General features: G+C 67.4%; 21 protein-coding genes. 8 read left to right on the plus strand and 13 right to left on the minus strand.

Annotation, left to right across the window (positions count from 1 at the left end; all coding sequences use genetic code 11):
- Window positions 1–150 precede the first annotated feature (150 nt).
- The 3 genes from C8J26_RS04430 to queF form a co-directional block, all read right to left on the minus strand.
- A complete protein-coding gene (locus C8J26_RS04430; RefSeq protein WP_056411727.1) occupies window positions 151–1,434 on the minus strand; it encodes a glycoside hydrolase family 130 protein in 1,284 nt (427 codons plus the stop codon).
- Window positions 1,435–1,498: 64 nt separating this feature from the next.
- A complete protein-coding gene (locus C8J26_RS04435) occupies window positions 1,499–3,769 on the minus strand; it encodes a glycosyltransferase family 4 protein (protein WP_107956836.1) in 2,271 nt (756 codons plus the stop codon).
- A 145-nt stretch (window positions 3,770–3,914) separates the two neighbouring features.
- Window positions 3,915–4,391 carry a preQ(1) synthase gene (gene queF / locus C8J26_RS04440; RefSeq protein ID WP_107956837.1) on the minus strand — a complete coding sequence of 159 codons (477 nt, stop codon included), beginning with the start codon at window positions 4,389–4,391 and terminating at the stop codon, window positions 3,915–3,917.
- A 20-nt stretch (window positions 4,392–4,411) separates the two neighbouring features.
- Between queF and C8J26_RS04445 the strand changes: the two genes are divergently transcribed.
- From C8J26_RS04445 to C8J26_RS04465, 5 genes are all read left to right on the plus strand, one after another.
- Window positions 4,412–5,968, plus strand: coding sequence for a cryptochrome/photolyase family protein (locus tag C8J26_RS04445; RefSeq protein ID WP_107956838.1), 1,557 nt, complete (start codon window positions 4,412–4,414; stop codon window positions 5,966–5,968).
- Between the two features lie 23 nt (window positions 5,969–5,991).
- Window positions 5,992–6,822 carry a sulfurtransferase gene (locus C8J26_RS04450; protein WP_107956839.1) on the plus strand — a complete coding sequence of 277 codons (831 nt, stop codon included), beginning with the start codon at window positions 5,992–5,994 and terminating at the stop codon, window positions 6,820–6,822.
- Window positions 6,819–8,030, plus strand: coding sequence for a cystathionine beta-lyase (gene metC, locus C8J26_RS04455; RefSeq protein WP_107956840.1), 1,212 nt, complete (start codon window positions 6,819–6,821; stop codon window positions 8,028–8,030). The genes C8J26_RS04450 and metC overlap by 4 nt, the downstream gene beginning before the upstream one ends.
- 71 nt (window positions 8,031–8,101) lie before the next feature.
- Window positions 8,102–8,470, plus strand: coding sequence for a hypothetical protein (locus C8J26_RS04460; protein WP_107956841.1), 369 nt, complete (start codon window positions 8,102–8,104; stop codon window positions 8,468–8,470).
- A 199-nt stretch (window positions 8,471–8,669) separates the two neighbouring features.
- Complete coding sequence (locus tag C8J26_RS04465; RefSeq protein WP_056411714.1) at window positions 8,670–9,527, plus strand: TorF family putative porin; 858 nt, start codon at window positions 8,670–8,672, stop codon at window positions 9,525–9,527.
- Between the two features lie 382 nt (window positions 9,528–9,909).
- Here the strand turns inward: C8J26_RS04465 and C8J26_RS04470 are convergent, their stop codons facing one another.
- From C8J26_RS04470 to C8J26_RS04500, 7 genes are all read right to left on the minus strand, one after another.
- Complete coding sequence (locus C8J26_RS04470) at window positions 9,910–10,323, minus strand: DUF3035 domain-containing protein (protein ID WP_056411713.1); 414 nt, start codon at window positions 10,321–10,323, stop codon at window positions 9,910–9,912.
- A complete protein-coding gene (lspA, locus tag C8J26_RS04475; protein ID WP_107956842.1) occupies window positions 10,316–10,819 on the minus strand; it encodes a signal peptidase II in 504 nt (167 codons plus the stop codon). The genes C8J26_RS04470 and lspA overlap by 8 nt, the downstream gene beginning before the upstream one ends.
- Window positions 10,812–13,778, minus strand: a complete 2,967-nt coding sequence (locus C8J26_RS04480) for an isoleucine--tRNA ligase (RefSeq protein ID WP_107956843.1) — start codon at window positions 13,776–13,778, stop codon at window positions 10,812–10,814. The genes lspA and C8J26_RS04480 overlap by 8 nt, the downstream gene beginning before the upstream one ends.
- A gap of 168 nt (window positions 13,779–13,946) precedes the next feature.
- On the minus strand, window positions 13,947–14,873 hold the full coding sequence (locus tag C8J26_RS04485; protein WP_107956844.1) for a bifunctional riboflavin kinase/FAD synthetase: 927 nt from the start codon (window positions 14,871–14,873) through the stop codon (window positions 13,947–13,949).
- A 77-nt stretch (window positions 14,874–14,950) separates the two neighbouring features.
- Window positions 14,951–15,415, minus strand: a complete 465-nt coding sequence (locus C8J26_RS04490; protein WP_107956845.1) for a dihydrofolate reductase — start codon at window positions 15,413–15,415, stop codon at window positions 14,951–14,953.
- A gap of 181 nt (window positions 15,416–15,596) precedes the next feature.
- Window positions 15,597–16,115 carry a hemerythrin domain-containing protein gene (locus tag C8J26_RS04495; RefSeq protein ID WP_031395906.1) on the minus strand — a complete coding sequence of 173 codons (519 nt, stop codon included), beginning with the start codon at window positions 16,113–16,115 and terminating at the stop codon, window positions 15,597–15,599.
- A gap of 77 nt (window positions 16,116–16,192) precedes the next feature.
- On the minus strand, window positions 16,193–16,987 hold the full coding sequence (locus C8J26_RS04500) for a thymidylate synthase (RefSeq protein ID WP_107956846.1): 795 nt from the start codon (window positions 16,985–16,987) through the stop codon (window positions 16,193–16,195).
- Window positions 16,988–17,087: 100 nt separating this feature from the next.
- Between C8J26_RS04500 and C8J26_RS04505 the strand changes: the two genes are divergently transcribed.
- Complete coding sequence (locus C8J26_RS04505) at window positions 17,088–17,465, plus strand: JAB domain-containing protein (protein ID WP_244185151.1); 378 nt, start codon at window positions 17,088–17,090, stop codon at window positions 17,463–17,465.
- Window positions 17,466–17,787: 322 nt separating this feature from the next.
- Here the strand turns inward: C8J26_RS04505 and C8J26_RS04510 are convergent, their stop codons facing one another.
- From C8J26_RS04510 to C8J26_RS04520, 3 genes are all read right to left on the minus strand, one after another.
- The gene (locus tag C8J26_RS04510; protein ID WP_056411697.1) at window positions 17,788–18,483 is read right to left on the minus strand and encodes a class I SAM-dependent methyltransferase; all 696 of its coding nucleotides are present in this window, start codon (window positions 18,481–18,483) and stop codon (window positions 17,788–17,790) included.
- Window positions 18,484–18,506: 23 nt separating this feature from the next.
- Window positions 18,507–19,634, minus strand: coding sequence for a peptide chain release factor 2 (gene prfB, locus C8J26_RS04515; RefSeq protein ID WP_056411695.1), 1,128 nt, complete (start codon window positions 19,632–19,634; stop codon window positions 18,507–18,509).
- Between the two features lie 113 nt (window positions 19,635–19,747).
- Window positions 19,748–22,264, minus strand: a complete 2,517-nt coding sequence (locus C8J26_RS04520; RefSeq protein WP_107956848.1) for a penicillin-binding protein 1A — start codon at window positions 22,262–22,264, stop codon at window positions 19,748–19,750.
- A gap of 121 nt (window positions 22,265–22,385) precedes the next feature.
- On the opposite strand from C8J26_RS04520, the gene hrpB reads away from it, so the two are divergent.
- Together hrpB and C8J26_RS04530 are read left to right on the plus strand one after the other, a co-directional pair.
- Window positions 22,386–24,908 carry an ATP-dependent helicase HrpB gene (gene hrpB, locus C8J26_RS04525; protein ID WP_107957074.1) on the plus strand — a complete coding sequence of 841 codons (2,523 nt, stop codon included), beginning with the start codon at window positions 22,386–22,388 and terminating at the stop codon, window positions 24,906–24,908.
- Between the two features lie 10 nt (window positions 24,909–24,918).
- Window positions 24,919–25,200, plus strand: a complete 282-nt coding sequence (locus tag C8J26_RS04530) for an ETC complex I subunit (protein ID WP_055881180.1) — start codon at window positions 24,919–24,921, stop codon at window positions 25,198–25,200.
- The last annotated feature ends 30 nt before the right edge of the window (window positions 25,201–25,230 follow it).

Consider the following 25,230-nt stretch of genomic DNA (forward strand, 5'->3'; position numbering starts at 1 on the left):
TGCTGAGTAGAGACCGAGTAGCTGCGTCAGCAGCGTATCGAGGGCTCGTATCGAAGCATGTGTGCCGCGCGCCACCCTGTCCTTCGATACGCCGTCTCGATACGCTCCTTCGGAGCTACTCGATGGCTACTCAGGACGAACGGCAATAGTTCACAGCATCGCGGCGAGCATGTCCTTGATCGGCACGAACGCGAAGCCCACCGAGCTGTCCGCGATGCCGTACGGCATGAAGATCGTGTCGCCATGCTTCAACGCGCCGCAGCTATAGACGACGTTGGGGACATAGCCCTCGCGATCCTGGTCCTTCGCGGCGAGGATCGGCTGCTTGGTGCGGCCGATCACCTTCGACGGATCGTCCTTGTCGAGCAGCACCGCGCCGATCGAATATTTGCGCATCGCGCCGACGCCGTGGGTCAGCAGCAGCCAGCCCTCGTCGAGCTCGATCGGCGGTCCGCAATTGCCGATCTGGACCAGCTCCCACGGATATTCGGGCGTCAGGATCTTCTCGCCATCGTCCCAGTCGGTCAGCGTGTCGGACTTGAGCAGGAACAGGTTCTCGCCGTCCTGCCGGCCGATCATCATATACTGGCCGTTCACCTTCCGCGGGAACAAGGCCATGCCTTTATTCCGCGCGGCGGGGCCGGTCATCGGCACGAGATCGAACGCGCGGAAGTCGCGCGTGCGCATCAGCTCGGACTGGATCACCGAGCCGTTATACGCGGTGTAGGTGCCGATCCATTCGTAATCGCCATTCTCGTGCTGGAAGCGGACGATGCGGAGATCCTCAAGGCCCTTCGACTGCGCCTGCGTGATCGGGAAGATCACCGTGCCGCTCAACGTGCTGTCGCGGTGGCGATAGACGGTGACGGGGCCGATCGGCATCTCGTCCTCGCCGCTGCCGACCGCGTCGGTCGCGGTTGCGAACGGCGGCTCGGGCGCGAGCTTCATCTGGTTTTCGCAGGTGATGATGCCTTCGCGGAACGCAACCGACGAGATGTGACCCTCGCCGACCGCGCGCAGGCTCATCAGGATGCGCATCGAGCCCGGCGGCATCCCCGACTGGTCGAAATGCGGCACCGCGCTCGGGTTCATCAGAGCGGCGGCGGCGTAGCTGTATTCGTGACAGAAATACGCACCGATCAGCTGGCGCTTCTCGTCGCCGATCTCCGCGCCGTTCAGCCCGAGCATATCCTCGATCTGATCGTAGCGCGTCATGAAGACGCGCCGCGTTTGCCAGTGGCGTGCCTCGAAATCCTTCAGCACGACCTCAAGCTGCGCGCGCGCCTGCGCAGGCGACATTTCCAGCACTTCGCCGACGAGCCGCTCGGTACGGCTCGGCGCGCCGCCATGACCGGCCCATGCGATATGGAACGGCCGGACGACGACACGCGAAGGGTCCGCGTGCAGCCGCAGCTGGTGGTTGAACAGATCCATCGTAGCAGTGCCCCGCGTCGTTCCACTCAACGCGCCGTCAAGACCGGGACCCGCTCAGGTCCGGCTAGGCGACGACGCGGGTGGCTCCTGCCACGCTTTGCGCTGCTTTAGATACCCCTGAAATGGCGCAACTTGCGAGTTGCAGTGCCAAAATCGACTCGGCACCCTGGTTTCGGTTGAGCCCGGTCGGCATCAGGCCGTCATAGCAGCCGCCATCCGCAACGCTCGCGAGCGGCAGATCGAGGTCGTTGACGCCGAGGAACCAGCCATAGGCACGCAACGCCTCGTCGCGCCAACGAACGTCGCCGGTCGCGTCATAGGCGGCCGCGCACGCGTCGACGGTCGCCTGCGCCTCGAGCGGCTGCTGGTCGAACTGCAACGGCTCGGCATAGGGCCGGTTGAAGCTCTCCGACCCGACCGCGCGGAAGCGGCCCTCGGGCGAGGTCTGCTTGGCGACGATCCAGTCGAGCGTGGCAAGGCCGCACTCGATCAGGTCCTGACGCCCCAGCGCCTGGCCCGCACGGATCAGCGCCTGTGGGAGACGGGTGTTGTCATAGGCGAGCACGATCTCGAACCACTGCCATTCGGGGCGGCGTGCCTTGGCGAGCAGATCGAGATGAACCTTGGGGAACGCCTCGAGGATCGACAGCGACAGCTGGTGGCCGGGCTTGGCCTCGAGCATCGCCGCGGCGCCGAGCATCGCGAACGCCTGCGCGCGAAGGCTGCCGAGTTCGAGCGCCATCGACGCGGTCGAATCGAACATCGCGGTCGCCCAGTCACGGTGCTTGGCGGCCTGCGCATCGCGCGCGGTGACGCCGAGCGACCAGAGCGTGCGGCCGTTCGAGTCCTCAGACCCCGCATCCTCGCACCAGGTGCGATCGAAGTTCATGAAGTTGCGGAAACGGCGCGTGTCCGGGTTCCAGGCATATTGCACGAACGAGGCGTAGATCGTCATCCACTTGTCGCGCGCCACGTCGTCGAGACCGGGTATCGCGCTCATCAGCATCAGCGCGCGGCAATTGTCGTCGATGCAATAGCCGTGGCGGCGATCGGGGACCGAGTAGATCGAATGCTGGAGCATACCGGTCGAATCGCTCATCCGCTCGACTGCGGCGAAATCGGGCGTCAGCATCTTCAGCGGCGCCGGCACCTTGGCGAGGCGAAACGGGCGCGCCGCGACGATCGCACGGATCTCCGCCATCATCGCCTCGGCGAGCTTGGGCCAGATCATCGTACGGCCGCGCGCATACGCACGCTCGGCCAGCCGGTTGCGATCGCGGTCGTTCGACATCAGCGCGTCGATCTCACGTGCGAACGCATCGACATCGCCGAACGGCACGAGCACGCCGTGGCCATCCGCGAGGATTTCGGTCGCGTGCACGTAGGGGGTCGAGATCACGGGCTTGCCGACGCCGATCGCGTAGCTGAGCGTACCCGACGTGATCTGCGCGGGGTTGGTGTACGGCGTCACATAGACGTCAGCCGCCTGCAGATAGTCGAGCAGTTCGCCATGTTCGAGGAACGCGTCGACGAACGTGACATTGTCGGCAACGCCCTTGTCGGCGGCGAGCGCCTTCAGCTTGTCGCGATACTTCTCGCCTTCATGCGCGACAAGGTTCGGATGCGTGGCGCCGAGCACGACGTACAGCAGATCGGGGTGCTTCGCGATCACCGCGGGCAGTGCGTTGATGACCGTCTCGATCCCCTTGTTGGGGGCGAGCAGGCCGAACGTCAGCATGACCTTGCGGCCATCCCAGCCGAACTTGTCCTTGAGCGTCGCGGGATCGAGCAGGTCACGATCGGGCACGCCGTGCGGGATCATGACGACCTGGCGCGGGTTGGCGCCGTAGACGCGCTGCAGGATGTCGCGGCCACGCTCGGCCATGACCACCACGCGCGCGGCGCGGCGGAGCAGGCCTTCGAGCACGCGACGCTGGTCGGCGTTGGGCTTTTCGAGGATCGTGTGCAGCGTGACGATCACCGGCAGCGTCGTGCGATCGAGCAGCGCGAGGATATGCTCGCCGGCGGGGCCGCCGAAGATGCCATATTCGTGCTGGAGCCAGATCGCCTGCGCGCCGCTCGCCTCGATCTTGCGTGCGGTGTCGATATAGGCCGACAGCTCTGGCTCGGGGATCGTGCCGGTCACTTCGGCGGGGTAGTCATATTTGCCGGGGTGATCGTCCATCGCGTAGACGTCGACGGCGATCTCGGGATAGCGCGCGCGCATGGCCGTGAAAACGTCGGTCGTGAAGGTGGCGAGCCCACACTGTCTCGGCAGAAAATTGCCGATCAGCGCCAGTCGCGCGATATTCCCACCGTCCGCCGGTTTCACCATACCCTGTCCCTCGTTTGAGCGCGCACTTCTGGGAAAACCCGGTCGCGCGTTCAATTAAACGGTTCAGCTAGCATAAAGTTTCATCACATACTGCAGTGCAGCATAGTAAACTTGCCAACATGGATTAGTATGGATCGATCATGGGTCAGCCGCGTCCGCGATAGGAAGCGACACCCTGGTCGGGCAGCCACAGATCCTGCGGCGGTGCGCTCGACTGCCAGAACACGTCGATCGGGATCCCGCCGCGCGGATACCAATAGCCGCCGATGCGCAGCCATACGGGCTTCATCTCGTCGAACAGCCGCTCGCCGATGCCAACCGTGCAATCCTCGTGGAAACCGGCATGGTTGCGGAAGCTGCTGAGGAACAGCTTCAGCGACTTCGACTCGACGATCGTCTCGCCCGGGACATAGTCGATCACGAGATGCGCGAAGTCGGGCTGGCCGGTGACGGGGCACAGCGACGTGAACTCGGGCGCCGCAAACCGCACGAGATAGGTCCGGCCGGGCCGCGGGTTCGGAACATAATCGAGCACGGCCTCTTCTGGAGAGGCGGGAAGGGCGCTGTTCTGGCCAAGATGCAAAGGGTTCTGTGGGTTATGGGGGTTCTGGGAAGCGGTCATACGCCGCCATGTAGGATGCGATGACGCGCAAGAAAACCACACTCGTGCCGATCCTCGGCGACCAGCTCACGATCGACCTCGCCGTGCTGCGCGGGCAGGATCCCGCGACGACGATCGTGCTGATGATGGAGGTCGACGACGAGACGACCTATGTCCGCCATCACAAGCGCAAGATCGCCTACATTCTCTCGGCGATGCGGCATCATGCGGAGGCGTTGCGCGAGAGCGGGTGGACGGTGGAATACACCACGCTCGACGACCCGGACAATGCGGGGAGCTTCACCGGCGAGATCGCGCGCGCCGTCGCGCGGCACGACCCCGAGCGGATCGTCGTCACCGAGGGCGGCGAATGGCGCGTGATGGCGATGCTCGAAAGCTGGGAGACGCTGTTCGGCATCCCCGTCACGATCCGCAGCGACGACCGGTTCCTGGCGAGCCATGCCGATTTCGAGACCTGGGCGGCGGAGCGCAAGTCGCTGACGATGGAATGGTTCTACCGCCAGATGCGGACGCGCACCGGGCTGTTGATGACCGACGGCAAGCCCGAGGGCGATCGCTGGAACTTCGACAAGGAGAACCGCAAGCCCGCGAAAAACGACCTGCTGATGCCGCGCCCGCTGGTGTTCAAGCCGAATGCGATCACGGCCCAGGTGCTCGCGCTGGTGGCCGACCGGTTTGCCGAGCATCCGGGGAGCCTCGACGGGTTCGACTATGCGGTGACTGCCGAGGATGCCGAGCGGCAGGCGGCGAACTTCTTCAAACACGCGCTCCCGCAGTTCGGCGATTACGAGGATGCGATGCTCACCGGAGAGCGGCACCTCTGGCACTCGATCCTGTCGCCCTACATCAATTCGGGGCTGCTCGATCCGCTCGATCTGTGCCGCCGCGCGGAAGCGGAATATCGCGCCGGGCGGGCGCCGCTCAACGCGGTCGAGGGCTATATCCGCCAGATCATCGGCTGGCGCGAATATATGCGCGGGATCTACTGGCGCGAGGGACCCGATTACGTCGAGCGGAACTTCCTCGACCACCACCGCGAACTTCCCGGCTGGTACTGGACGGGCGAGACCGACATGCATTGCCTGCGCGAGGCGATCGGGCAGACGCTCGAGACCGCGCATGCGCACCACATCCAGCGGCTGATGGTGACGGGCAACTTCGCGCTGCTGATCGGCGCCGATCCTGCCAAGGTCCACCAATGGTACCTCGAGGTCTATGTCGACGCGTATGAATGGGTCGAACTGCCCAACACGCTGGGGATGAGCCAGTTCGGCGATGGCGGGCTGCTGGGCTCGAAGCCGTATATCTCGTCGGGCGCGTATATCGACCGGATGTCCGATTATTGCGGGACATGCCGGTACAAGGTGAAGCAGCGGATCGGGCCCGATGCGTGTCCGTTCAACGCGCTGTACTGGGATTTCCTCGCGCGGCACGAGGACAAGCTGGGACGCAACACCCGGCTGGCGATGCCGTATCGCAACTGGCACAAACAGACCGAGGCGGACCGCGACGCGACGCGCGCGCAGGCCGCGCAGTTTCTCGCCTCCCTCGACGCGAGCGGCCCCGCTGGCTACTGACAGGGCAGCAAAAGGAGCCGGATATGGACGCGTTGGTGACCACCGAATGGCTGGCGAGCGAACTGGGCGCGAATGATCTCAGGATCGTCGACGCGACCTATGCCGAGGGACGCGACGCGGCCGCGGAATATGAGGCGGCGCACATTCCCGGCACGGTGTTCATAAACCTTGCCGAGCTGCGCGATACCGACAGCGACCTGCCGAACATGCTGCCGTCCGCGGAGAAGTTCGCGAGCCGGATGCAGACGCTGGGCCTGGGCGATGGCAGCCGGATCGTGCTGTACGACAGCTCGCCCTGGCACACTGCGGCGCGCGCGTGGTGGATGCTGCGGCTGTTCGGCGCGCACAATGTCGCGATCCTCGACGGCGGGCTGTCCAAATGGCAGGCCGAGGGGCGCGAGACGGCGTCGGGCAAGGAGACGCTGCGGCACCGCCACTTCACGACCTGGGCGGACCTCAAGGGCGTGCGCGACCTCGATCAGATGAAGGCGAACGTCGAAAGCGGCGCGGAGCAGGTGCTCGACGCACGCTCGGCCGCGCGCTTTACGGGGGCGGAGGAAGACCCGCGGCCCGGTACGGCGCCGGGGCATATTCCGGGCTCGAACAATCTGCCGCAGGGCGCGGTGTTCCACGCGGACGGGACGTGGAAGACCGGCGACGCGCTGAAGGCCGAGTTCGACAAGGCGGGCGTCGATCTGTCGAAGCCGCTCGTGATGACCTGCGGCTCCGGCATCACTGCGGCGGTGCTCGCATTCGGCGCGCATCTGCTTGGCAACGAGGCGGCGCTGTACGACGGCAGCTGGTCCGAATGGGGCGGCGACCCCTCGACTCCCAAGGCGACAGGAACGGCATGAGCGATACGAACAAGCCGGTCGGCGATGCGACCAAGGTCGTGCTCGCCGGCCGTCGCAAGGAGTGGACGCGCGGGGTTGGAGAGGGGGGCATCGTCAGCCCGCCGGTCTGGCGTGCGTCGACGATCCTCTACGATTCGGTCGGCCATCTTCGCGACAGCGCGACGCGCGATACGCATCACCGGCTGTTCTACGGCCGCAAGGGCACGCCGACGCAGTGGAGCCTTGCCGATGCGCTGACCTCGCTCGAGCCGGGCGCGGAGGGGACGTTCCTCTATTGCTCGGGCGTCGCGGCGATCGCGGCGGCGTTGCTGTCGGTGCTGTCGCCCGGCGACGAGCTGCTGCTGGTCGACAGCGCCTATGATCCGACACGCGGGATGGCGGGCGGGCTGCTCAAGCGGTTCGGGATCACGACGCGCTATTACGACCCGATGATCGGCGCGGGCATCGCCGACCTGATCGGCGAGAACACGCGCGCAATCTTCATGGAAAGCCCTGGCTCGCTCAGCTTCGAGGTGCAGGACGTCCCCGCGATCGTCGCCGCCGCGAAGGCGCGGGGGGTGACGACGCTGCTCGACAACACCTGGGCCACCCCGCTGTTCTTCCCCGCGATCGAACGCGGCGTCGACCTGACGATCCTCGCCGGCACGAAATATGTCGTCGGCCATTCGGACGTGATGCTCGGATCGGTCACCGCCGGCCCCGGCCATTTCAAGAAACTGCGCGAGACGAGTTTCCAGCTCGGCCAGGTCGCGAGCCCCGACGATTGCTGGCTCGGCAGTCGCGGCCTGCGCACGATGGCGGTCCGCCTCGCGCAGCACCAGTCGAGCGCGCTCCAGATCGCCAAGTGGCTGCAATCGCGCCCCGAGGTCGCGCAGGTGCTCCATCCGGCGCTTCCCGGCTGCCCCGGCCACGACGTGTTCGTCCGCGACTTCAAGGGATCGAGCGGTCTCTTCTCGTTCGTGCTGAACGGCGGAGACGAGGCGGCGCGCGCCGCGCTTATCGACACGCTCGAGCTGTTCGGGATCGGCTATAGCTGGGGCGGGTTCGAAAGCCTCGCCATCCCCGCCGACCCGCAGCGGTACCGGAGCGTCACCAGGCGTGATGCGGCGGGGCCGATGGTTCGCCTGCAGATCGGCCTCGAAGACCCCGCCGACCTGATCGCGGACCTCGAAGCCGGGCTCGCTGCGTTCGCGGCCTTGCGCGGCTAGGCGCGGCAGTTAGCTGCGGTTCAGGACGCGTCGCGTAGGGACCCGAACTCCGGGATATTCGGGAGGTTCGTGTGCTCTATACGCCGTTCATCGTTCTGGCCCTCGCGGCAAGCGGGGGCGTCGCGCGCATTCCGCAACAGGACTATCCCAGTTGCGACACCGCGCGGCAGCATAGCGTGACGGGCAGCCTCGGCGGGTCGATCCGCGACCCGCGACAGGCGCATGTCTCGGTGCGCGCCAACATCTTGCAGGCCGATATCGGCACGGCGCGCAAGGCAGGGCGGCTGACGGCGTCCGGGGCCGCCCGGTCGTGGCGGCAGGTCGACGGGGTCCGCAAGGCGGCGGACGGGCTCGTTCGCAACCAGGGGTTTCTGAGCGCGGCCGAACGCGCGAGCTACGACCGCGCGCTGGACGCGATCGCGCGGCCTGTCTGCCGCTAGGCGGGCGCGGTGTGGCTCTGGCGCAACATGTGTGGCGTCAACCCCCGGTCATACGCAAGATTCGCTTGTATGGCCGGGTCCGCACTGTCACACATCAGTCATCGCAGGAAAGACCGCACTCGGAGGGCACGCCCTCGATAGATGCGGCGTCCGCGGTTGCAGGCGGGGACATCGCATTTCCAGTATCGAAAGGGAAACGATGCGCTTCACCACTATTCTTCTCGGCGGCGTCGCACTGGCCGCTGCTACCCCCGCGTTCGCGCAGGACGAGGCTACCGCGCCACCCAAGGAGGTCACGGTCTCCGGCTCGGTCGGTCTCGTCAGCGATTATCGCTTTCGCGGCGTGTCGCAGTCGGACGAGAATCTTGCCGTCCAGGGTGGCATCACGATCGCGCACAAGAGCGGGCTGTATATCGGCACCTGGGGATCGAACCTCGCGGGCTGGGGCACGTTCGGCGGCGCGAACATGGAGCTCGATCTGATCGCGGGCTACAAGCTGCCGGTCGGCGGCGGCGGGACGCTCGACGTCGGTGCGACCTGGTACATGTACCCGGGCGGCTTCGACAACACCGACTTCATTGAGCCTTATGCCAAGCTGTCGGGCACGGCCGGGCCGGTCGCGCTGACCGCGGGCGTCGCCTATGCGCCCAAGCAGCAGGCGCTGGGGCCCTGGTACGCCAATGGCACGTCGGCGGCGAACGGCGTCTATGACCGGGTCAATGCCAAGGACAGCAACCTGTATCTGTGGGGCGACGTCAGCAGCGGCATTCCCAACACCGGGCTGACCGTGAAGGGGCATGTCGGCTATTCGAACGGCAACAAGGGGCTCGGGCCGTTCGCGACCAGCGTATCGCCGACGGGCGAGTATTTTGACTGGCTGCTCGGCGCCGACTATGTGATCCCGTCGACCCCGCTGACGCTGGGCGTGGCGTATGTCGATACCGATATCGGCAAGGGCGAATCGGCCTATCTCCAGCCGAGCTTCAGCCGTGGGCAGGACGGCAATGGCTCGATCGCCAACGGCAAGGTGCTCGTCTCGCTCACTGCGGCGTTCTGAACCGTCTCGGCAGACGGCGCGCCTGACCCTTGTGTCCCCGCGAAGGCGGGGACCCAGACTGGGCTCCCGCCTTCGCAGGAGAACAGGGGCGCGAGATGAAACTTGCCGACTTCGTCGCGGGAGAACAAGGCGCGCGCCGAGACCTCCCAACTCCGTCACCCCAGCGAACGCTGGGGTATCTCTCGAGGCAGATGACGCCTGCCACACGGGGAGATCCCAGCGTTCGCTGGGATGACGGGTGGGGTGGAGCTTCTCGGATGACGGGTGGGCCATCCCCGACGGTGGGTGGTCGGGTGAGGCTTCTCGGACGGCGGGCCTAGTCTTGCGGACACAAAAAAAGGGCGGCTCCCGCGTGGGGGCCGCCCTTTTTCGTTCGTCGCGATCAGTTCGCGGTCGTGCGCGCGTCCTGGCCGTCGCCCTCTGGTGCGGCGACGATGTCGCGCGTGGTCGAGCCCTTGTCGACCACCGTCGTGCCCGGATCGCCCGCGCTGGAGCGGATGCCGGGATCGTCGCTGTCCGCGCCTGCATCGGCGACGACGCCCGATTCCGCCGGGCTGCGCGCGGCGGCGCCGCCGAACAGCGCGTCGAGCGTCTGTGCGTTGGCGGCGGTATCCTGCGGGCGGGCGGCACCCGGCTGCGGCGGCACGAGCGCGAAGTCGGGCGGGATCACGAGCGGCGCCTGGCGCGCGACGGCGAACTCGTCCGGGCGCGCACGATCGAGGCTTCGGCCTGCGCCACAACCGGACAGAAGGGCGACGCTCGCCAGACCGGCAGCCAGGGGTACGAACTTACGCATGGGAATTCTCCACAGGGGGCTTTTCGCGCACGAGAAGCGCCCGGACAAGCAGGACGAGCACGCCGACAGTAATCGCTGCATCGGCGACATTGAAGACCAAAAACGGACGCCACTCGCCGATATGCAGGTCAGCGAAATCGACGACGTAGCCGAGCCGGATCCGGTCGAGGATATTGCCGATCGCGCCGCCGAGCACAAAGCCAAGCGCGACCTGGTCGGCGGGATTCTTCTCGCGCGTCATCCACACCGCGACGCCGACCGCGATCGCGCCGGTCAGCAGCACCAGCGCCCAGCGGGTCAGATGGCCGTCGGCGGGGAGCAGTCCGAGCGAGATGCCGATATTGGGCACGAACCGCAGGTCGAAGAACGAGGTGATCGTCCGCACATCGCCGAGCGAATCGATCCCGAGCGGCTTCGTCACCGCCCATTTGCTCAGCTGGTCGGCGAGGAACAGCGCGATCGCCGCGCCGAACCCGGCCTTGGGCAGGTTACGCATGCGCCACGACCCCTTCGCACCGATCGCACAGTTCGCCGTCGACGCTCACCTCGGGGAGGTGGCGCCAGCAGCGGCCGCATTTGTGGAAGTCGGTGCGCGTGACGGTAACCGAGTCGCCCGGCGTGACCTTGGCGACGATGAACGCCTCGGCCAGCGCGTCGGCGTCGAGCAGCATCGATGGCACGGTGACTTCGGCCTCGAGGCTGGAGCGTACCGTCTTCTCGCGGCGCAGGGGCTCGATCGCCTCGGTGACGGCGACGCGGAGCTCGCGGATTTCGCGCCACTTGCTGCCGACCACGTCATCCGCGTCGAGCGACGGGAGCGAGGGCCATTCGAGATAGTGGACCGAGCTGTCGTCGCTCGGGAAGCGGGCCTGCCAGACTTCCTCCGCGGTGAAACACAGCACCGGTGCGGCGTAGCGGACCAGCGCGTGGAACAGCACGTCGAGGACGGTGCGGTACGCGCGGCGCTTCACGTCGCCGGGCGCGTCGCAATAGAGCGAATCCTTGCGGATATCGAAGAAGAACGCGGACAGGTCCTCGTTCGCGAAGTCGGTCAGCAGGCGCGTGTAGCGGTTGAACTCATAGCTTTCCGCCGCCTGGCGCAGTTCGGTGTCGATCATGCCGAGGCGGTGGAGCACGTAGCGCTCGAGCTCGGGCATGTCGGAGACAGCGACGCGCTCCGAATCGTCGAAGCCTTCGAGTGCGCCGAGCATGTAGCGGAACGTGTTGCGCAGTTTCCGGTACGCGTCGGAGGCGGTGGCGAGCACCTCCTTGCCGATCTTCACGTCGTCGAAATAGTCGGTCGAGGCGACCCACATGCGCAGGATGTCCGCGCCGCTCTCGCCGATGATCTTGAGCGGATCGACGACGTTGCCGAGGGACTTCGACATTTTCCGGCCCTGGCCGTCGAGCGCGAAGCCGTGCGTGAGGACCGCGTCATAGGGTGCGCGACCGCGGGTGCCGCAGCTTTCGAGCAGCGACGACTGGAACCAGCCGCGATGCTGGTCCGAGCCTTCAAGATACAGGTTGGCGCGGGTGCCTTCGCCATAGCGCGCCTCGACGGTGAAGACGTGCGTGCAGCCGGAGTCGAACCAGACGTCGAGGATGTCCTTGACGACCTCATAGTCGGCGAGGGCGTAGTCGGGGCCGAGCAGCGCCTGGTGGCCATCGGCATACCACGCGTCCGCGCCGTTCTGGCGGAAGGCTTCGACGATGCGCGCGTTGACCGCGGGGTCGTTGAGATACTGGCCGGTGGCGCGGTCGACGAACAGCGCGATGGGCACGCCCCAGGCGCGCTGTCGCGAGATGACCCAGTCGGGGCGGCCCTGCACCATCGACGTGATCCGGTTTTCCGCACGCGCGGGGATCCAGGTGGTCGCGGCGATCGCGTCGAGCGCGATCTCGCGCAGCGTCGCGCCGTTGCCGTCCGGCTCCCTCTCCCCGTCGGGGAGAGGGCTGGGGTGAGGGGCTGTTCCGGGCGCAGCACTGCTTGGCTGCCCCTCACCCCGACCCTCTCCCCGGAGGGGAGAGGGAGGCGTGGCCGCATCCATCGGGATGAACCATTGCGGGGTCGCGCGGAAGATCACCTTCGCCTTCGAGCGCCACGAATGCGGGTAGCTGTGCTTGAAGTCGTCGCTCGCCGCGAGCAGCGCGCCGGTCGCGCGCAGGTCGGTGCAGATCGGGCCGTCGGCGGCCACGAACTTCTTGTTGATGACGGACCCTTGCCCGCCGAGCCACGCCCAGTCCGCGCGGTACATCCCCGCGCCGTCGACCGCGAAGACCGGGTCGATGCCGTATTGCTTGCAGAGCTCGAAATCGTCCTCGCCGTGGTCCGGCGACATATGAACGAGCCCGGTGCCTGCGTCGGTCGTGACGAAGTCGCCGGGGAGGAACGGGCGGGGCTTTGCGAAGAAGCCGCCGAGCGCGTGCATCGGGTGGCGTGCGGTCGCGCCTTCGAGATCGGAGCCCTTGCCGCGCCAGAGGATCGCGCCACTCTCTTCTCCGCCATCCCGGCGGATGCCGGGACCCGCCTCACCGCCGTCTCCCACTTGGGTAAGTGGGTCCCGGCTTTCGCCGGGATGACGGGAGGAGAGGGTACGGGCATTGAAACTACCGACGAGCGCTTCTGCGATCAGCAACCGGCGATTGCCGTCCGACAGCAGCACATACTCAATCTCAGGCCCATAGCTCAGCGCCTGGTTCACCGGGATCGTCCACGGCGTCGTCGTCCAGATCACCGCATGCGCGCCGACCAGTTCGGGCGCGTTCGGCGCCTCGACGATCTCGAACGCGACGTCGATCTGCGTCGAGACGATATCCTCATATTCGACCTCGGCCTCGGCGAGCGCGGTCTTCTCGACCGGCGACCACATCACGGGCTTCGCGCCGCGGTACAGCTGGCCGCTCTCGGCGAACTTGAGCAATTCGCCGACGATCGTCGCTTCGGCGTCGTACTTCATCGTCAGGTACGGATCGGCCCAGTCGCCCATCACGCCGAGCCGCTCGAACTCGCCCTTCTGCACGGCGACCCATTTTTCGGCATAGGCACGGCATTCGGCGCGGAACTGGTCGACGGGGACGTCGTCCTTGTTGAGCTTCTTGGCGCGATACGCTTCCTCGACCTTCCACTCGATCGGCAGACCGTGGCAGTCCCACCCGGGGACATAGGGCGCGTCCTTGCCCATCAGCGACTGCGAGCGGACGATGATGTCTTTCAGCACCTTGTTCATGGCGTGACCCATGTGGATGTCGCCGTTCGCGTACGGGGGGCCATCGTGCAGGATGAACCGCTCGCGCCCGAGCCGCTGTTCGCGCAGCCGGTCGTAGATGCCGAGTTTCGCCCAGCGCTCGAGGATCGCCGGCTCCTTGGCGGCGAGGCCCGCCTTCATCGGGAAGTCGGTCTTCGGCAGGAAGACGGTGTCGCGGTAATCGCGGGCGGGCGCAGGAGTATCGGTCATAAGTGGGCCGGGCTGTAGCGGGTCGCGCGCCGCGTTGCCATCCCCTCTCCCTCGGGGACACAAGCACTACCTTCGTCACCCCAGCGAATGCTGGGGTCTCGTGCGGCAGGGGGCCGCCTCATGACCGAGATGCCCCAGCTTTTGCTGGGGTGACGGACTCTGGCGAGTCTATCGCGCCAGGATCGCGCGCGCCCGCGCGCAGTCGGCGTCCATCTGCGCGATCAGCGGGTCGAGGCCATCGAACTTCGCTTCGGGGCGGAGATAGTCGATCAGCGAGACTTCGATGCGGCGGCCGTACAGATCCTCGGCGAAATCGAAGAAATGCGGCTCGAGCAGTTCCTTCGGCGGATCGAAGCTGGGGCGGATGCCGAGATTCGCCGCGCCCTTCAGCACGCGACCGTCCTCCAGCCGCCCGGTCACCGCGTAGATCCCGTAGGCGGGGCGCAGATAATTGCCCATGTCGAGATTGGCGGTCGGATAGCCGATCGTGCGGCCGAGCTCGTCGCCATGCTGCACCACGCCCTCGATCGCGAACGGACGCGTCAGCAGCCGAGTCGCGGTCGCCATGTCGCCCGCACGCAGCGCCTCGCGGATCCGGGTCGAGGACACCGTCTCACCATCCAGCGCGACCGCGCCGACGGTTTCCGCGCGGAAGCCGTGGACCGGGCCGCGCGCGGCAAGCGTGTGGACGGTGCCGCTCTTGGCATGGCCGAAGGTGAAGTCCTCCCCCGTCACCACGCCGCCGATCCGCAGATTGCGTTCGAGCCGGTCCGCGACGAACTGCTCGGCGGTCAGCGCGGCGAGATCGCCGTCGAAATGGAACACCACCATCGCATCGGCGCCAGCGTCTGCGAACAGCCGTTCGCGCTGGTCGAGCGTGGTAAGGCGGAAGGCGGGCGTATCGGGGCGGAAATGGCGGACCGGATGCGGATCGAACGTCGCCACCAGCGCGGGGCGACCCTCCGCCTTGGCCCACGCGATCGCACGCGCGACCACCGCCTGGTGACCGAGATGGAATCCGTCGAAATTACCCAGCGCCACGATCCCGTCCGCCAGATGCGAAGGGATGGATGCGCCACCGTCGAGCCGTTGCATGCACGGGTCAGTACCCAGACGCCGCGGATGACGATAGTCCTTCCTTACGCTGGCGCGCCTTCGCGGGAGAACAATCCTCAGCGGCGGGTGAGGGTGACGAAGCTGTAGGGTGGGCGCTGCTTTTCGCCCGGGTGGTCTTCGCGGGCGATCTCATGCCAGCCGTCGAACGCGGGGACGATGGCGTCGCCTTCGGGTTCGTCATGGACTTCGGTGAGTTCGATCCGGTCCGCATGGGGGAGCAGCTGGGCATAGATCTGCGCGCCGCCGATCACCGCGACGTCGTCGCCGGCCATCGCGAGCGCCTCGTCGATCGAGTGCGCCACCTCCGCGCCGTCGGCGTGCCAGTGGCCGCGCGTGAGGACGATGTGGCGGCGGCCGGGGAGGGGGCTGGGGAAGCTCTCGAAGGTTTTGCGCCCCATCACCATCGGCTTGCCCATCGTCAGCGCCTTGAACCGCTTGAGATCGGCGGGGAGGCGCCAGGGAAGCTGGCCGTCGCGGCCGATGACGCCGTTGGTGGCGCGGGCGAGGTAGAAGGTGATCATGCGGGTATCATGCCGGATCGGGGGGCGGGGGGCTACTCCCCCGTATGGGGCGGCACCCCGACCTCTCACTCCTCCCCGTCGGAGGCCGGGGCCCAATTGGAAAGGTTGGGGTAACGGAGCGCGGCGCGCATCAGCACCGTTTCCCAATTGGGCCCCGGCCTTCGCCGGGGTGGTAAGGGGATCAGTTCGGAGCGTGTTCCTTGACGTACGCCTCGGGATCCTTCTCGACGACCTTCACGCCGTTCAGGTGGTTCGCCTCGAACGCCGCGAACCGGACGCCTAGCTCATGCCGCTCTTCGAGCGTCGCATGCTTGCGGAAGTCGGTCAGGCCTTGGCGTTCTTCCTCGGCAAGGTGATCGCTGTTCGCCTTGTTGCACTCGCCGACCGCCTCGAACCATGCGTCGGAGCCGACCGGGTGCTTGTCGACCGCTTCGCCCGTTTCGCGGATGTCGTTGTGATCCTCGATCGCGTCCTCGGTTTCCTCGGCCGCCGAGTCGGCGTCGTTGCCGCCGGTGCCAATCTTCATGAGGCGTGGGTAGAAGAAGCGTTCCTCCGCCTCGGCATGCGCGTCGAGCAGGTTCTTGAGGCGGGTCCACAGCGCCGACAGCGCCTCGGTGTCCTTGGCGTCGATCGAATCGATCTGCGCGAACAGCGCACGCTGCTGCGCGTGTTCGTCGAGGATGAGCTGGGTGATGTCCATGATAGGCCTTCCGAATGGGTTCGGACGGTCAACCGGGCGTGACGCTGCGAGTTCCTATTGCGATTCGCTCTCTGTGTTCAGACGGCGACGGGCGCCTTGATATGTGCCTGCGCGACATAATCGTGGAGTACGAAATCCTCATACTCATACGCGTCGATCGAGCCCGGCTTGCGCACGATTTCAAGCCGCGGGAGCGGGCCGGGGTCGCGGCCCAGTTGCAGCCGCGCCTGTTCGAGATGGTTCGAATAGAGGTGGCAGTCGCCGCCGGTCCAGATGAACTCGCCGACCTCGAGCCCGCATTGCTGCGCGAGGATGTGCGTCAACAGCGCATAGCTGGCGATGTTGAACGGCACGCCGAGGAAGATGTCGCCCGAGCGCTGGTAGAGCTGGAGCGACAGCTTGCCGTTGGCGACATGAGTCTGGAACAGGCAGTGGCACGGTGCCAGCGCCATCGCGTGCAGGTCGCCCGGATTCCACGCGCTGACGATCTGGCGGCGCGAGGCGGGGTTGGTCTTGATCTGCGTGATCAGCTCGGCGATCTGGTCGAGATGGCGGCCGTCGGCGGTGGCCCAGTCGCGCCACTGCTTGCCGTAGATCGGGCCGAGATCGCCGGCCTCGTCCGCCCATTCGTCCCAGATCGCGACCTTGCGCTCCTGCAGCCAGCGGACGTTGGTGTCGCCGCGCAGGAACCACAAAAGCTCGACGATGATCGAGCGGAGGTGAAGCTTCTTCGTGGTGAGGACGGGGAAGCCCGCCGCGAGATCGAACCGCATCTGCGCGCCGAACACGCTGAGCGTGCCGGTGCCGGTGCGGTCCATCGTCTCGACGCCGGTCGAGAGCACGCGGTCCATGAGGTCTAGATATTGGCGCATCGGGTTCGCCTAGTCGGGTGCGCGGGCGGGCTCAAGTGGATGCAGTTGCGCGTGCAGTCGGAGATGGCGCGCGGCAGTCGTGCGTGTGTTGCCGTCGTCCGTGCCTTCCCCGCATATCGTCGACCTGTCGGCGGCGTGTCTGCTGTTCGCAGGATTGCGCGATGCGGCGCGCGAGACGGTGGCGATCGCCTATCTTGATCCGAATCGGAGGCTTCTCGGGATGCGGCATGTCGTGGGCGGGCGGGATCATGTCGTGGTGTCGATCCGGCGAATCGCGGCGGACGCACTGGCGTTCGATGCGTGGGGCGTGGTGATGGCGCATAACCATCCGAGCGGCGATGCGACGCCGAGCGACCGCGATCTCGCCTTCACGCGCGCGCTGGCGGCGGCGTTGCGGACGCTGGAGGTGGTGCTGGTGGATCATCTGGTAATCGCGGGCGACCGCGTCACGAGCCTGCGCGCGATGGGGGTGGTTTGATGATTACGACGCCTACGTCGTCATGAGACTTCGGAGCTTGGGCGTTGGAACTGCGCCATCGCGCGCCTCCACCGTCATCCTCACGAAAGTCAGGATCCAGAGCCATAGGTCGCGCCGTTCGTGACCCTGGATCCTGACTTTCGTCAGGATGACGAAAAGGGGGATGACGGCGCCAGGATAACGGGAGAGCGCAAGCGTGCGAGTTACGGCGCCAACGACCCGCAGGATGCTGCTACTTCGACCTTTCCAACTGGGCCCCGGCCTTCGCCGGGGTGGCGCGGGTGGCTGGGTCAGTGCCTCGGACCGAAGCCAAAGCCGAAACTCACCCCAGCCGGCACGCCCGGATCGCCTCCGGCGCGGGGCGCGGGCCGGTTGCCTTGAACGCGGCGAGATAGCCGCCGGCGGACGGCATGTCCTCCATCGCGACCTGCGTGTAGCCGACCGCGGCGAACTCGCACTTCAGCAGCGCCGGCGGCGTGCCGTGGTTCTGCGTCTGGCGATCGGCATCGACCACGATGACCAGCCCGTCGGGCTTGAGCGACGGGCGCAGCCGCCAGAGGAATTCATAGGGCTGCTCGATCTCGTGGTACATGTGCACCATCAGCACGCGGTCGAAGCTGGCCTCGGGCAGTTTCGGGTCGTTCGCCTCGCCAAGCTTGACGCTGACGTTCGCCAGATCCTCGCGCGCTACGCGTTCCGCGAGCTGGTCGCGGACGCTCGCGACGATGTCCTCGGCCAGCACGCGGCCTTCCTTGCCGACGCGCGCGGCCATGCGGATCGTGTAATAGCCCTCGCCCGCGCCGATATCGGCGACGGTCATGCCCTTGCGGATCTCGCCCTTGTTCATGACCTCGCCGGCTTCGTTCAGCCGGTCGCGCGCCTCCTCGTTCGACCAGCGCGCCGAGACGATCGACGCGACCGGGCGGTCGGCGGCGGGGAAGGCAGGTTCCTTCTGCTCGCGCTTGATCAGCGGCTTGCTGCCATCGCAGGCCGCGAGCAGGAAGACCGGCGACAGCATCAGGGCAAGGGCACCCCTCAGCCTCAATCGACGTCCTCCACCTCGACAGCCTCGCCGGTCACGCGCTGCGACAGCGCCGCGGCCATGAACGCTTCGAGGTCGCCGTCGAGCACGTCCGACGGGCTGGTCGAGACGACGCCGGTGCGCAGGTCCTTCACCATCTGGTACGGCTGGAGCACGTAGCTGCGGATCTGGTGGCCCCAGCCGATATCGGTCTTGCCCGCGTTCTCGGCATTGGCGGCGGCTTCGCGGATCGCCAGTTCGCGCTCATACAGACGTGCGCGGAGCTGGTTGTACGCCTCGGCCTTGTTCTTGTGCTGCGATCGCTGGTTCTGGCACTGGACGACGATGCCGGTGGGCACGTGCGTGATGCGCACCGCCGAATCGGTCGTGTTGATGTGCTGACCGCCGGCGCCGCTCGCGCGGTACGTGTCGATGCGCAGGTCGCTTTCGTTATATTCGACCTCGATATTGTCGTCGACGACCGGATAGACCCAGACGCTGGCGAACGAGGTGTGGCGACGCGCGGCCGAGTCGTAGGGGCTGATCCGGACGAGGCGGTGGACGCCGCTCTCGGTCTTGGCATAGCCGTATGCGTTCTCGCCTTTCAGCAGTAGCGTGGCGGACTTGATCCCCGCCTGCTCGCCCGAATGCTGGTCGATCAGCTCGACCTTCAGGCCGTGGCGCTCGCCCCAGCGCGAATACATCCGGCTGAGCATGCCCGCCCAGTCCTGGCTCTCGGTGCCGCCGGCGCCGGCATTGACCTCGATATAGGTGTCGTTGCCATCGGCCTCGCCCGCGAGCAGCGCCTTGATCTTGTCCTTGTCGGCACGCGCGGCGAGTTCGGCGAGCGCGGCGACGCCGTCGGCTTCCATCGCGGTGTCGCCCTCGGCCTCGGCCATCTCGATCAGCTCGGACGTGTCCGCCAGCTCGCTCTCGATCGCGCGGGTCGCGCCGATCGCCTCGTCAAGACGGCGACGCTCGCGCATCACTTCCTGCGCGGCCTTGGGATCGGACCAGAGCGCCTGATCCTCGACGCGCGCGTTCAGCTCGTCGAGACGACGCAGCGCGCGGTCCCAGTCGAGGAAGCGGCGCAGCAAGGCCAGCGCGTCTTTGATGGTGTCTACGTGAGCCTGCGCTTCGGCGCGCATGGGTATTCTCCAAAATGTCCGTCATCCCGGCGGACGCCGGAACCTCCGTCCGCGAGCGCGCGGGTGCGGACGGGGATCCCGGCGTGCGCCGGGATGACGATGTAGGAACTGCGCTAGTAGATTCCGCCTTGTCTTTGCAAGAAATCGCTGTCGCGCGGGGCTTCGGCCTTCTTCACCGCGACCGTGGCGGCGGCCGCCGGGGCGGGGCCTGCGCGGCGTGCGGCACGGCGTGGTTCGCTTTCGGGCTTGAACGCTTCCCAGATCACCGCGGGCTTCGGGTCGTCGGTGTTGGGCCACGTGCCGTAGACCGGACGCCCGCTCGCGCGATCGATCCGGACCATGCGGATCCCCGCCGGCGCACGGAACGGCAGCTTGGGCAGATCCTCATACGCCTTGACCGCGAACTGCTTGAAGATCGGTGCGGCAAGCGTGCCGCCCTGCGCGGCCCCGCCAAGGTTCTTCGGCGTGTCGAACCCGATATACAGCCCGCCGACGAACTGCGGCGTGCCGCCCACGAACCACACGTCGGTCGGGCCGTTGTTCGTGCCCGTCTTGCCGAACATCGGCCGATCGAGATCGCGCAGCGTCACCGCGGTGCCGCGCTGGACGACGCCCTCGGTGATGTGGACCATCTGGTACGCGGTCATCGCGTCGAGCACCTGGCGCTGGCGCGTGATCGGCCGCGGCATTGGCTTGCCGTCCCAGTCGGGCGCGTTGCAACGATCGCAGGCGCGCCAGTTCTCGGGCCAGATCACCTTGCCGTGACGATCCTGGACGAAATCGATCAGCGATGGCGGGCCGCCCTTGCCGTTGTTCGCGAGGATCGAATACGCGTTGACCATCCGCCCGACCGTCGTCTCGCCGGCGCCCAGCGCATAGGACAGATACGGCGCATAATCGCCGACCCCCATCTTCTTGATGGTGGCGACGACCTTGGGCATGCCCGTCTGCGCGGCGGTGCGCACCGTCATCAGGTTGCGCGACTGTTCGATGCCCCAGCGCATCGTGTGCGGCCCCGCGCCGCGCGAATTGCCGAAGTTGCGGAAGCATTTCTGCCCGAGCCGCGCGCCCTGATAGACGCAGAACGGCCCGTCGACGATGATCGACGCGGGCGTCATGCCGTTGTCGAGCGCGGCGGAATAGACGATCGGCTTGATCGTCGAGCCCGGTTGCCGCATCGCCTGAGTCGCGCGGTTGAACGCCTGCAACCGGTCGTCGAACCCGCCCTGCATCGCCAGCACGCGGCCCGAGGCCGGCTCCTCGACGACGAACGCACCGGAGACCTTGGGGATCGCCCGGAGCGAGAAATTGCCGCCGTCGGGCGCCACCGCGATGATGTCGCCGGTCTTGATCGCGCCGAACGCATTGCCGCCCTTGCCGCGGACCGCCATCTGCGCGGCATAGCGCGGCAGCGTGCCGGTCTTGCCGGTACGGAAGCCGAGGCTCCAGGCATTGCCGTCCTTGCCCGTCACGATCGCCGCGACCCAGTCGCGGTAATCGAGCGCGATATTGCTGTTGAGCAACGGCTGGAGCCAGTTGTCGTCCTCGATCTCGACATGGCGGATCGGCCCGTTCCAGCCGCGGCCGCTGTCGAACCGTACCAGGCCATCGCGTAACGCCTGCTGCGCCAGATCCTGCAACCGCGTATCGAACGAGGTGCGCACCCACAGCCCGCCCGAATAGACGCTGTACGGCCCGTCCTTCGCGCTTTCGCCGAACTTGGCCATCAGCTGGCGGCGGACTTCCTCGACGAAATAGCCGCCGACGCTCTCGAACTTGGGTGTCCGCCGCATCACCGCGCCGAGCGGCTCAGCATTCGCCTGGTCATGCTGCGCGCGCGTGATAAAGCCGTTGTCGAGCATCCGGTTCAGAACGTAATTGCGGCGGATCATCGCGCGCTCGGCGTTGCGCACCGGATCGTAGTTCGACGGCCCCTTGGGCAGGATCGCGAGATACGCCATCTGCGCGAGATCGAGCTGGTCGAGCTCCTTGTCGAAATAGGCGTGGCTCGCCGCCTCGACGCCGAACGCGTTACGCCCCAGCGCGATCTGGTTGAGGTAGAGTTCGAGGATCTGCTGCTTGGTCAGCGTATCCTCGATCTTATACGCCAGCACCGCCTCGCGCAGTTTGCGCGACGGCGAGTATGCGTTGCCGATCAACAGGTTCTTCGCGACCTGCTGCGTGATCGTCGAGCCGCCCTTGGCGCGTTTGCCGGTGCCGAGCTTGGTCGCGTAATCGACGACGGCGCCTGCGAGACCCGGGAAATCGACGCCGTGATGCTCGAAGAACGACTTGTCCTCGGCGGCGAGGAACGCCTTGACCAGCAGCGGCGGATATTCGGCGTAGCTGAGCTCGACGCGGCGTTCGCGCGCGTAGCTGTGGATCGGCGCGCCATCGATGCCGCGGACGTTGGTCGGCAGCGGCGGCTCGTAGGTGCGCAGCGTATCGACCGACGGCAGGTCGCGGATGACCGCGAACCAGAAGGCGAAGATCGCGACGAGGCCGAGCACGCCGAGCGCCAGCGCAACCTTGGCCCAGCGGCTCGTCCGCGCGCGCGCGAAACCGCCCCGCAACCTGTCGGTGGTGCGGCGGATCGCCGTCGTCGGATTGGGGGAGGGGTCGGACGCCATATATACTGGCGTCGCATCTAGCAGGTTCGCGGGCGCTTGCCAGCCTTCGGTGGTGCAGGGGTGGGGCGGGGATGCGCCACAAGGCCTGTCGCCGCGACCATGCTTGTGGCAGCAGGCGCCGATGACTCCGCCCCCTTTGCCGATATTTGCCGTATTGCCCGATCTTCTCGCTACGTTGCGAGAGCGGTCCTCGGCGGTCCTGGTCGCGCCCCCGGGCGCCGGCAAGACGACGGCGGTCGCGCCCGCAATGCTCGCCGAGCCGTGGTGCAGCGGCGAGATCCTCCTGCTTTCGCCACGCCGCCTCGCGGCCCGCGCCGCCGCGGAACGGATGGCGTCGACCGCGGGCGAGCCCGTCGGCCAGACCTTCGGCTACGCGACCCGCATGGACAGCAAGCGCTCCGGCGCGACGCGGGTCACGGTGATCACGGAGGGCATCTTCGTCGCGCGCATCCAGGCCGACCCCGAGCTCGCGGGTATCTCCGCCGTCCTGTTCGACGAGGTCCATGAGCGCAGCCTCGACGGCGATTTCGGATTGGCGCTGGCGCTCGACGTGCAGGCCGGGTTCCGTCCCGATCTGCGCATCGTCGCGATGTCGGCGACGCTCGACGGCGCGAGGTTCGCAGCGCTGATGGACGGCGCGCCCGTTATCGAAAGCGAAGGCCGCAGCTACCCGCTGACGCTGCGCCATATCGGCCGCCAGGCGGAATTGCGGATCGAGGATTCGGTCGCTTCGGCGATCCGTCGCGCGCTCGGCGAAGCGGAGGGCGGCGTGCTCGCCTTCCTTCCCGGTGTCGCGGAGATCGAGCGCACCGCCGACCGGCTCGCCAACCTTCCCGACGATATTGTCCTGCACGAGCTTCACGGTAGCCTCGACCCCGCGGCACAACGCGCCGCGATCCTCCCCGAACCCGATGGCCGCCGCAAGGTCGTCCTCGCCACCAGCATCGCCGAGACCAGCCTGACGCTCGACGGGATCCGCATCGTCGTCGATTCAGGGCTCGCCCGGCGTCCGCGCTATGATCGCGCCGCGGGGATGACGCGGCTGGTGACCGAGCGCGCAAGCCAGGCCGCGGTCACGCAGCGTGCCGGCCGCGCCGCGCGTCTTGGGCCGGGCATCGCGTATCGCTTGTGGGAGGAGGCGGCGACCGCGGGGCTGCCGCGCTACGACCCGCCCGAGATCCTGGAAGCGGACCTTTCGGCGCTGGTGCTTGCCTGCGCGCTATGGGGTGTCGGCGATCCGCGGGAGCTGCGCTGGATCGATCCGCCCCCGGCTGCTGCGATCGACGAGGCGACGGCGCGACTGACGACGCTGGAGGCGATCGAGGACGGTCGCCCGACGCTGCACGGACGCGCGATCGCGAAGCTGCCGATGCCGCCGAGGCTTGCGCACATGCTGCTGCGGGCGGGGGAGCGCGGGCTGGCACAGGTCGCGGCGCAGGTTGCGGTGCTGCTCGGCGAGCGCGGGATTGGCGGGCAGGACGTTGATCTCGAAACGCGTCTTCGCCGGTGGAAGACCGAACGCGGGCCGAAGGCGCAGGCGGCGCGGGGGATGGCCGATCGTTGGGCGAAACTTGCTCCCCTCCCGCTTGCGGGAGGGGTTGGGGGAGGGCGTGACATACCCCAAGCGCGCGGCGTTGCCGGGTCAGCCCCTCCCCCGACCCCTCCCGCAGGCGGGAGGGGAGCAGAGGTGTGCGTCGCGCTCGGCTTCCCCGATCGGGTCGCGCGGCGGCGCGATGCGTCCGGGGAGACCTGGGCCTCGGTCGGCGGGCGGGGGTTCCGGCTCGATCCGACCTCACCGCTGGCGCGGTCGGAATGGCTCGCGGTGGCCGATACGCAAGGCTCGGCGGCCGGCGCGCGGATCCTGTCGGCGGTGGCGATCGACCCGTCCACGGTCGAAGCGCTGTTCGCGGACCGGATCGAATCGCGCCGCACGGTGGTGTTCGATTCCGCGACCGGCGGTATCCAGGCGTTGCGCGAACGCCGGCTCGGCGCGATTCGCTTGTCGAGCGGCCCCGATAGCGGCGCCGACCCGGACTCGATCCTCGCCGCGCTGCTGGGGGGCGTCCGCGAGCATGGCCTCGGCCTGCTGGCGTGGAGCGACGGCGCGCAGGCGTTGCGCGACCGTGCCGCCTATGCGGGCGTGCCGCTCGACGATGCGACGCTGCTCGACCGGGTGGACGAATGGCTCGCCCCGTTGCTGACGGGCAAGCGCAGGCTCGATGCGATCGCGCCCGGTACGCTGGCCGAGGCGCTGCGTAACCTGCTCGGCTGGGACGCGATGCAGACGATCAACCGGCTCGCCCCACCCGATTTCACCAGTCCCGCCGGCAGCACGCACGCGATCGACTATGCGGCGGAGGGCGGCCCGCGCGTCGAACTCCGCGTCCAGGCGCTGTTCGGGCTCGGCGTGCATCCGGTGATCGGCGAGGCGCGCGTGCCGCTGGTGCTGAGCCTGACATCGCCGGCCGGCCGGCCGATCCAGACGACGCGCGACCTGCCGGGATTCTGGGCGGGCAGCTGGACCGCGGTGGCGAAGGAAATGCGCGGCCGCTACCCCAAGCATCCCTGGCCCGACGACCCCGCCGCGGCGTCCGCTACGCTGCGGACGAAAAAGGCGGATGCAAGGACCGCCGGTTCGCGATAAGGGGTCATCCATGCCTACCGCCCGTATCTTCCAGCGCCCCAAGAACGCCATGCAGTCCGGCAAGCACCGGACCGACGCCTGGCAGCTCGAATTCGAACCCTCGGAGGCCAAGCGCCCCGACCCGCTGACCGGCTGGGCCGGCAGCGGCGACACGCGCGACCAGTTGCGCTTGCTGTTCCCGACCGCGGAGGCGGCGATCGCGCACTGCGAGCGCGAGGGGTTCGGGTACACCGTCGTGCCCGCGCCGCAGAAGACGCTGAAGCTGCAGAGCTACGCCGACAATTTCAAGTAAGCGGGGCGCGTTCGCCGCGCGACCGTTGTT

Source organism: Sphingomonas aurantiaca (genome assembly GCF_003050705.1).
GTDB lineage: Bacteria > Pseudomonadota > Alphaproteobacteria > Sphingomonadales > Sphingomonadaceae > Sphingomonas > Sphingomonas aurantiaca.

Excerpts from the sequence above, each read along its gene's own strand:
- C8J26_RS04430 (WP_056411727.1), bottom strand. The coding sequence starts at position 1,434 with ATGGATCTGTTCAACCACCAGCTGCGGCTGCACGCGGACCCTTCGCGT.
- C8J26_RS04435 (WP_107956836.1), bottom strand. The coding sequence starts at position 3,769 with ATGGTGAAACCGGCGGACGGTGGGAATATCGCGCGACTGGCGCTGATC.
- queF (WP_107956837.1), bottom strand. The coding sequence starts at position 4,391 with ATGACCGCTTCCCAGAACCCCCATAACCCACAGAACCCTTTGCATCTT.
- C8J26_RS04445 (WP_107956838.1), top strand. The coding sequence starts at position 4,412 with ATGACGCGCAAGAAAACCACACTCGTGCCGATCCTCGGCGACCAGCTC.
- C8J26_RS04450 (WP_107956839.1), top strand. The coding sequence starts at position 5,992 with ATGGACGCGTTGGTGACCACCGAATGGCTGGCGAGCGAACTGGGCGCG.
- metC (WP_107956840.1), top strand. The coding sequence starts at position 6,819 with ATGAGCGATACGAACAAGCCGGTCGGCGATGCGACCAAGGTCGTGCTC.
- C8J26_RS04465 (WP_056411714.1), top strand. The coding sequence starts at position 8,670 with ATGCGCTTCACCACTATTCTTCTCGGCGGCGTCGCACTGGCCGCTGCT.
- C8J26_RS04470 (WP_056411713.1), bottom strand. The coding sequence starts at position 10,323 with ATGCGTAAGTTCGTACCCCTGGCTGCCGGTCTGGCGAGCGTCGCCCTT.
- lspA (WP_107956842.1), bottom strand. The coding sequence starts at position 10,819 with ATGCGTAACCTGCCCAAGGCCGGGTTCGGCGCGGCGATCGCGCTGTTC.
- C8J26_RS04480 (WP_107956843.1), bottom strand. The coding sequence starts at position 13,778 with ATGACCGATACTCCTGCGCCCGCCCGCGATTACCGCGACACCGTCTTC.
- C8J26_RS04485 (WP_107956844.1), bottom strand. The coding sequence starts at position 14,873 with ATGCAACGGCTCGACGGTGGCGCATCCATCCCTTCGCATCTGGCGGAC.
- C8J26_RS04490 (WP_107956845.1), bottom strand. The coding sequence starts at position 15,415 with ATGATCACCTTCTACCTCGCCCGCGCCACCAACGGCGTCATCGGCCGC.
- C8J26_RS04495 (WP_031395906.1), bottom strand. The coding sequence starts at position 16,115 with ATGGACATCACCCAGCTCATCCTCGACGAACACGCGCAGCAGCGTGCG.
- C8J26_RS04500 (WP_107956846.1), bottom strand. The coding sequence starts at position 16,987 with ATGCGCCAATATCTAGACCTCATGGACCGCGTGCTCTCGACCGGCGTC.
- C8J26_RS04510 (WP_056411697.1), bottom strand. The coding sequence starts at position 18,483 with ATGCTGTCGCCGGTCTTCCTGCTCGCGGCCTGCGATGGCAGCAAGCCG.
- prfB (WP_056411695.1), bottom strand. The coding sequence starts at position 19,634 with ATGCGCGCCGAAGCGCAGGCTCACGTAGACACCATCAAAGACGCGCTG.
- C8J26_RS04520 (WP_107956848.1), bottom strand. The coding sequence starts at position 22,264 with ATGGCGTCCGACCCCTCCCCCAATCCGACGACGGCGATCCGCCGCACC.
- hrpB (WP_107957074.1), top strand. The coding sequence starts at position 22,386 with ATGACTCCGCCCCCTTTGCCGATATTTGCCGTATTGCCCGATCTTCTC.
- C8J26_RS04530 (WP_055881180.1), top strand. The coding sequence starts at position 24,919 with ATGCCTACCGCCCGTATCTTCCAGCGCCCCAAGAACGCCATGCAGTCC.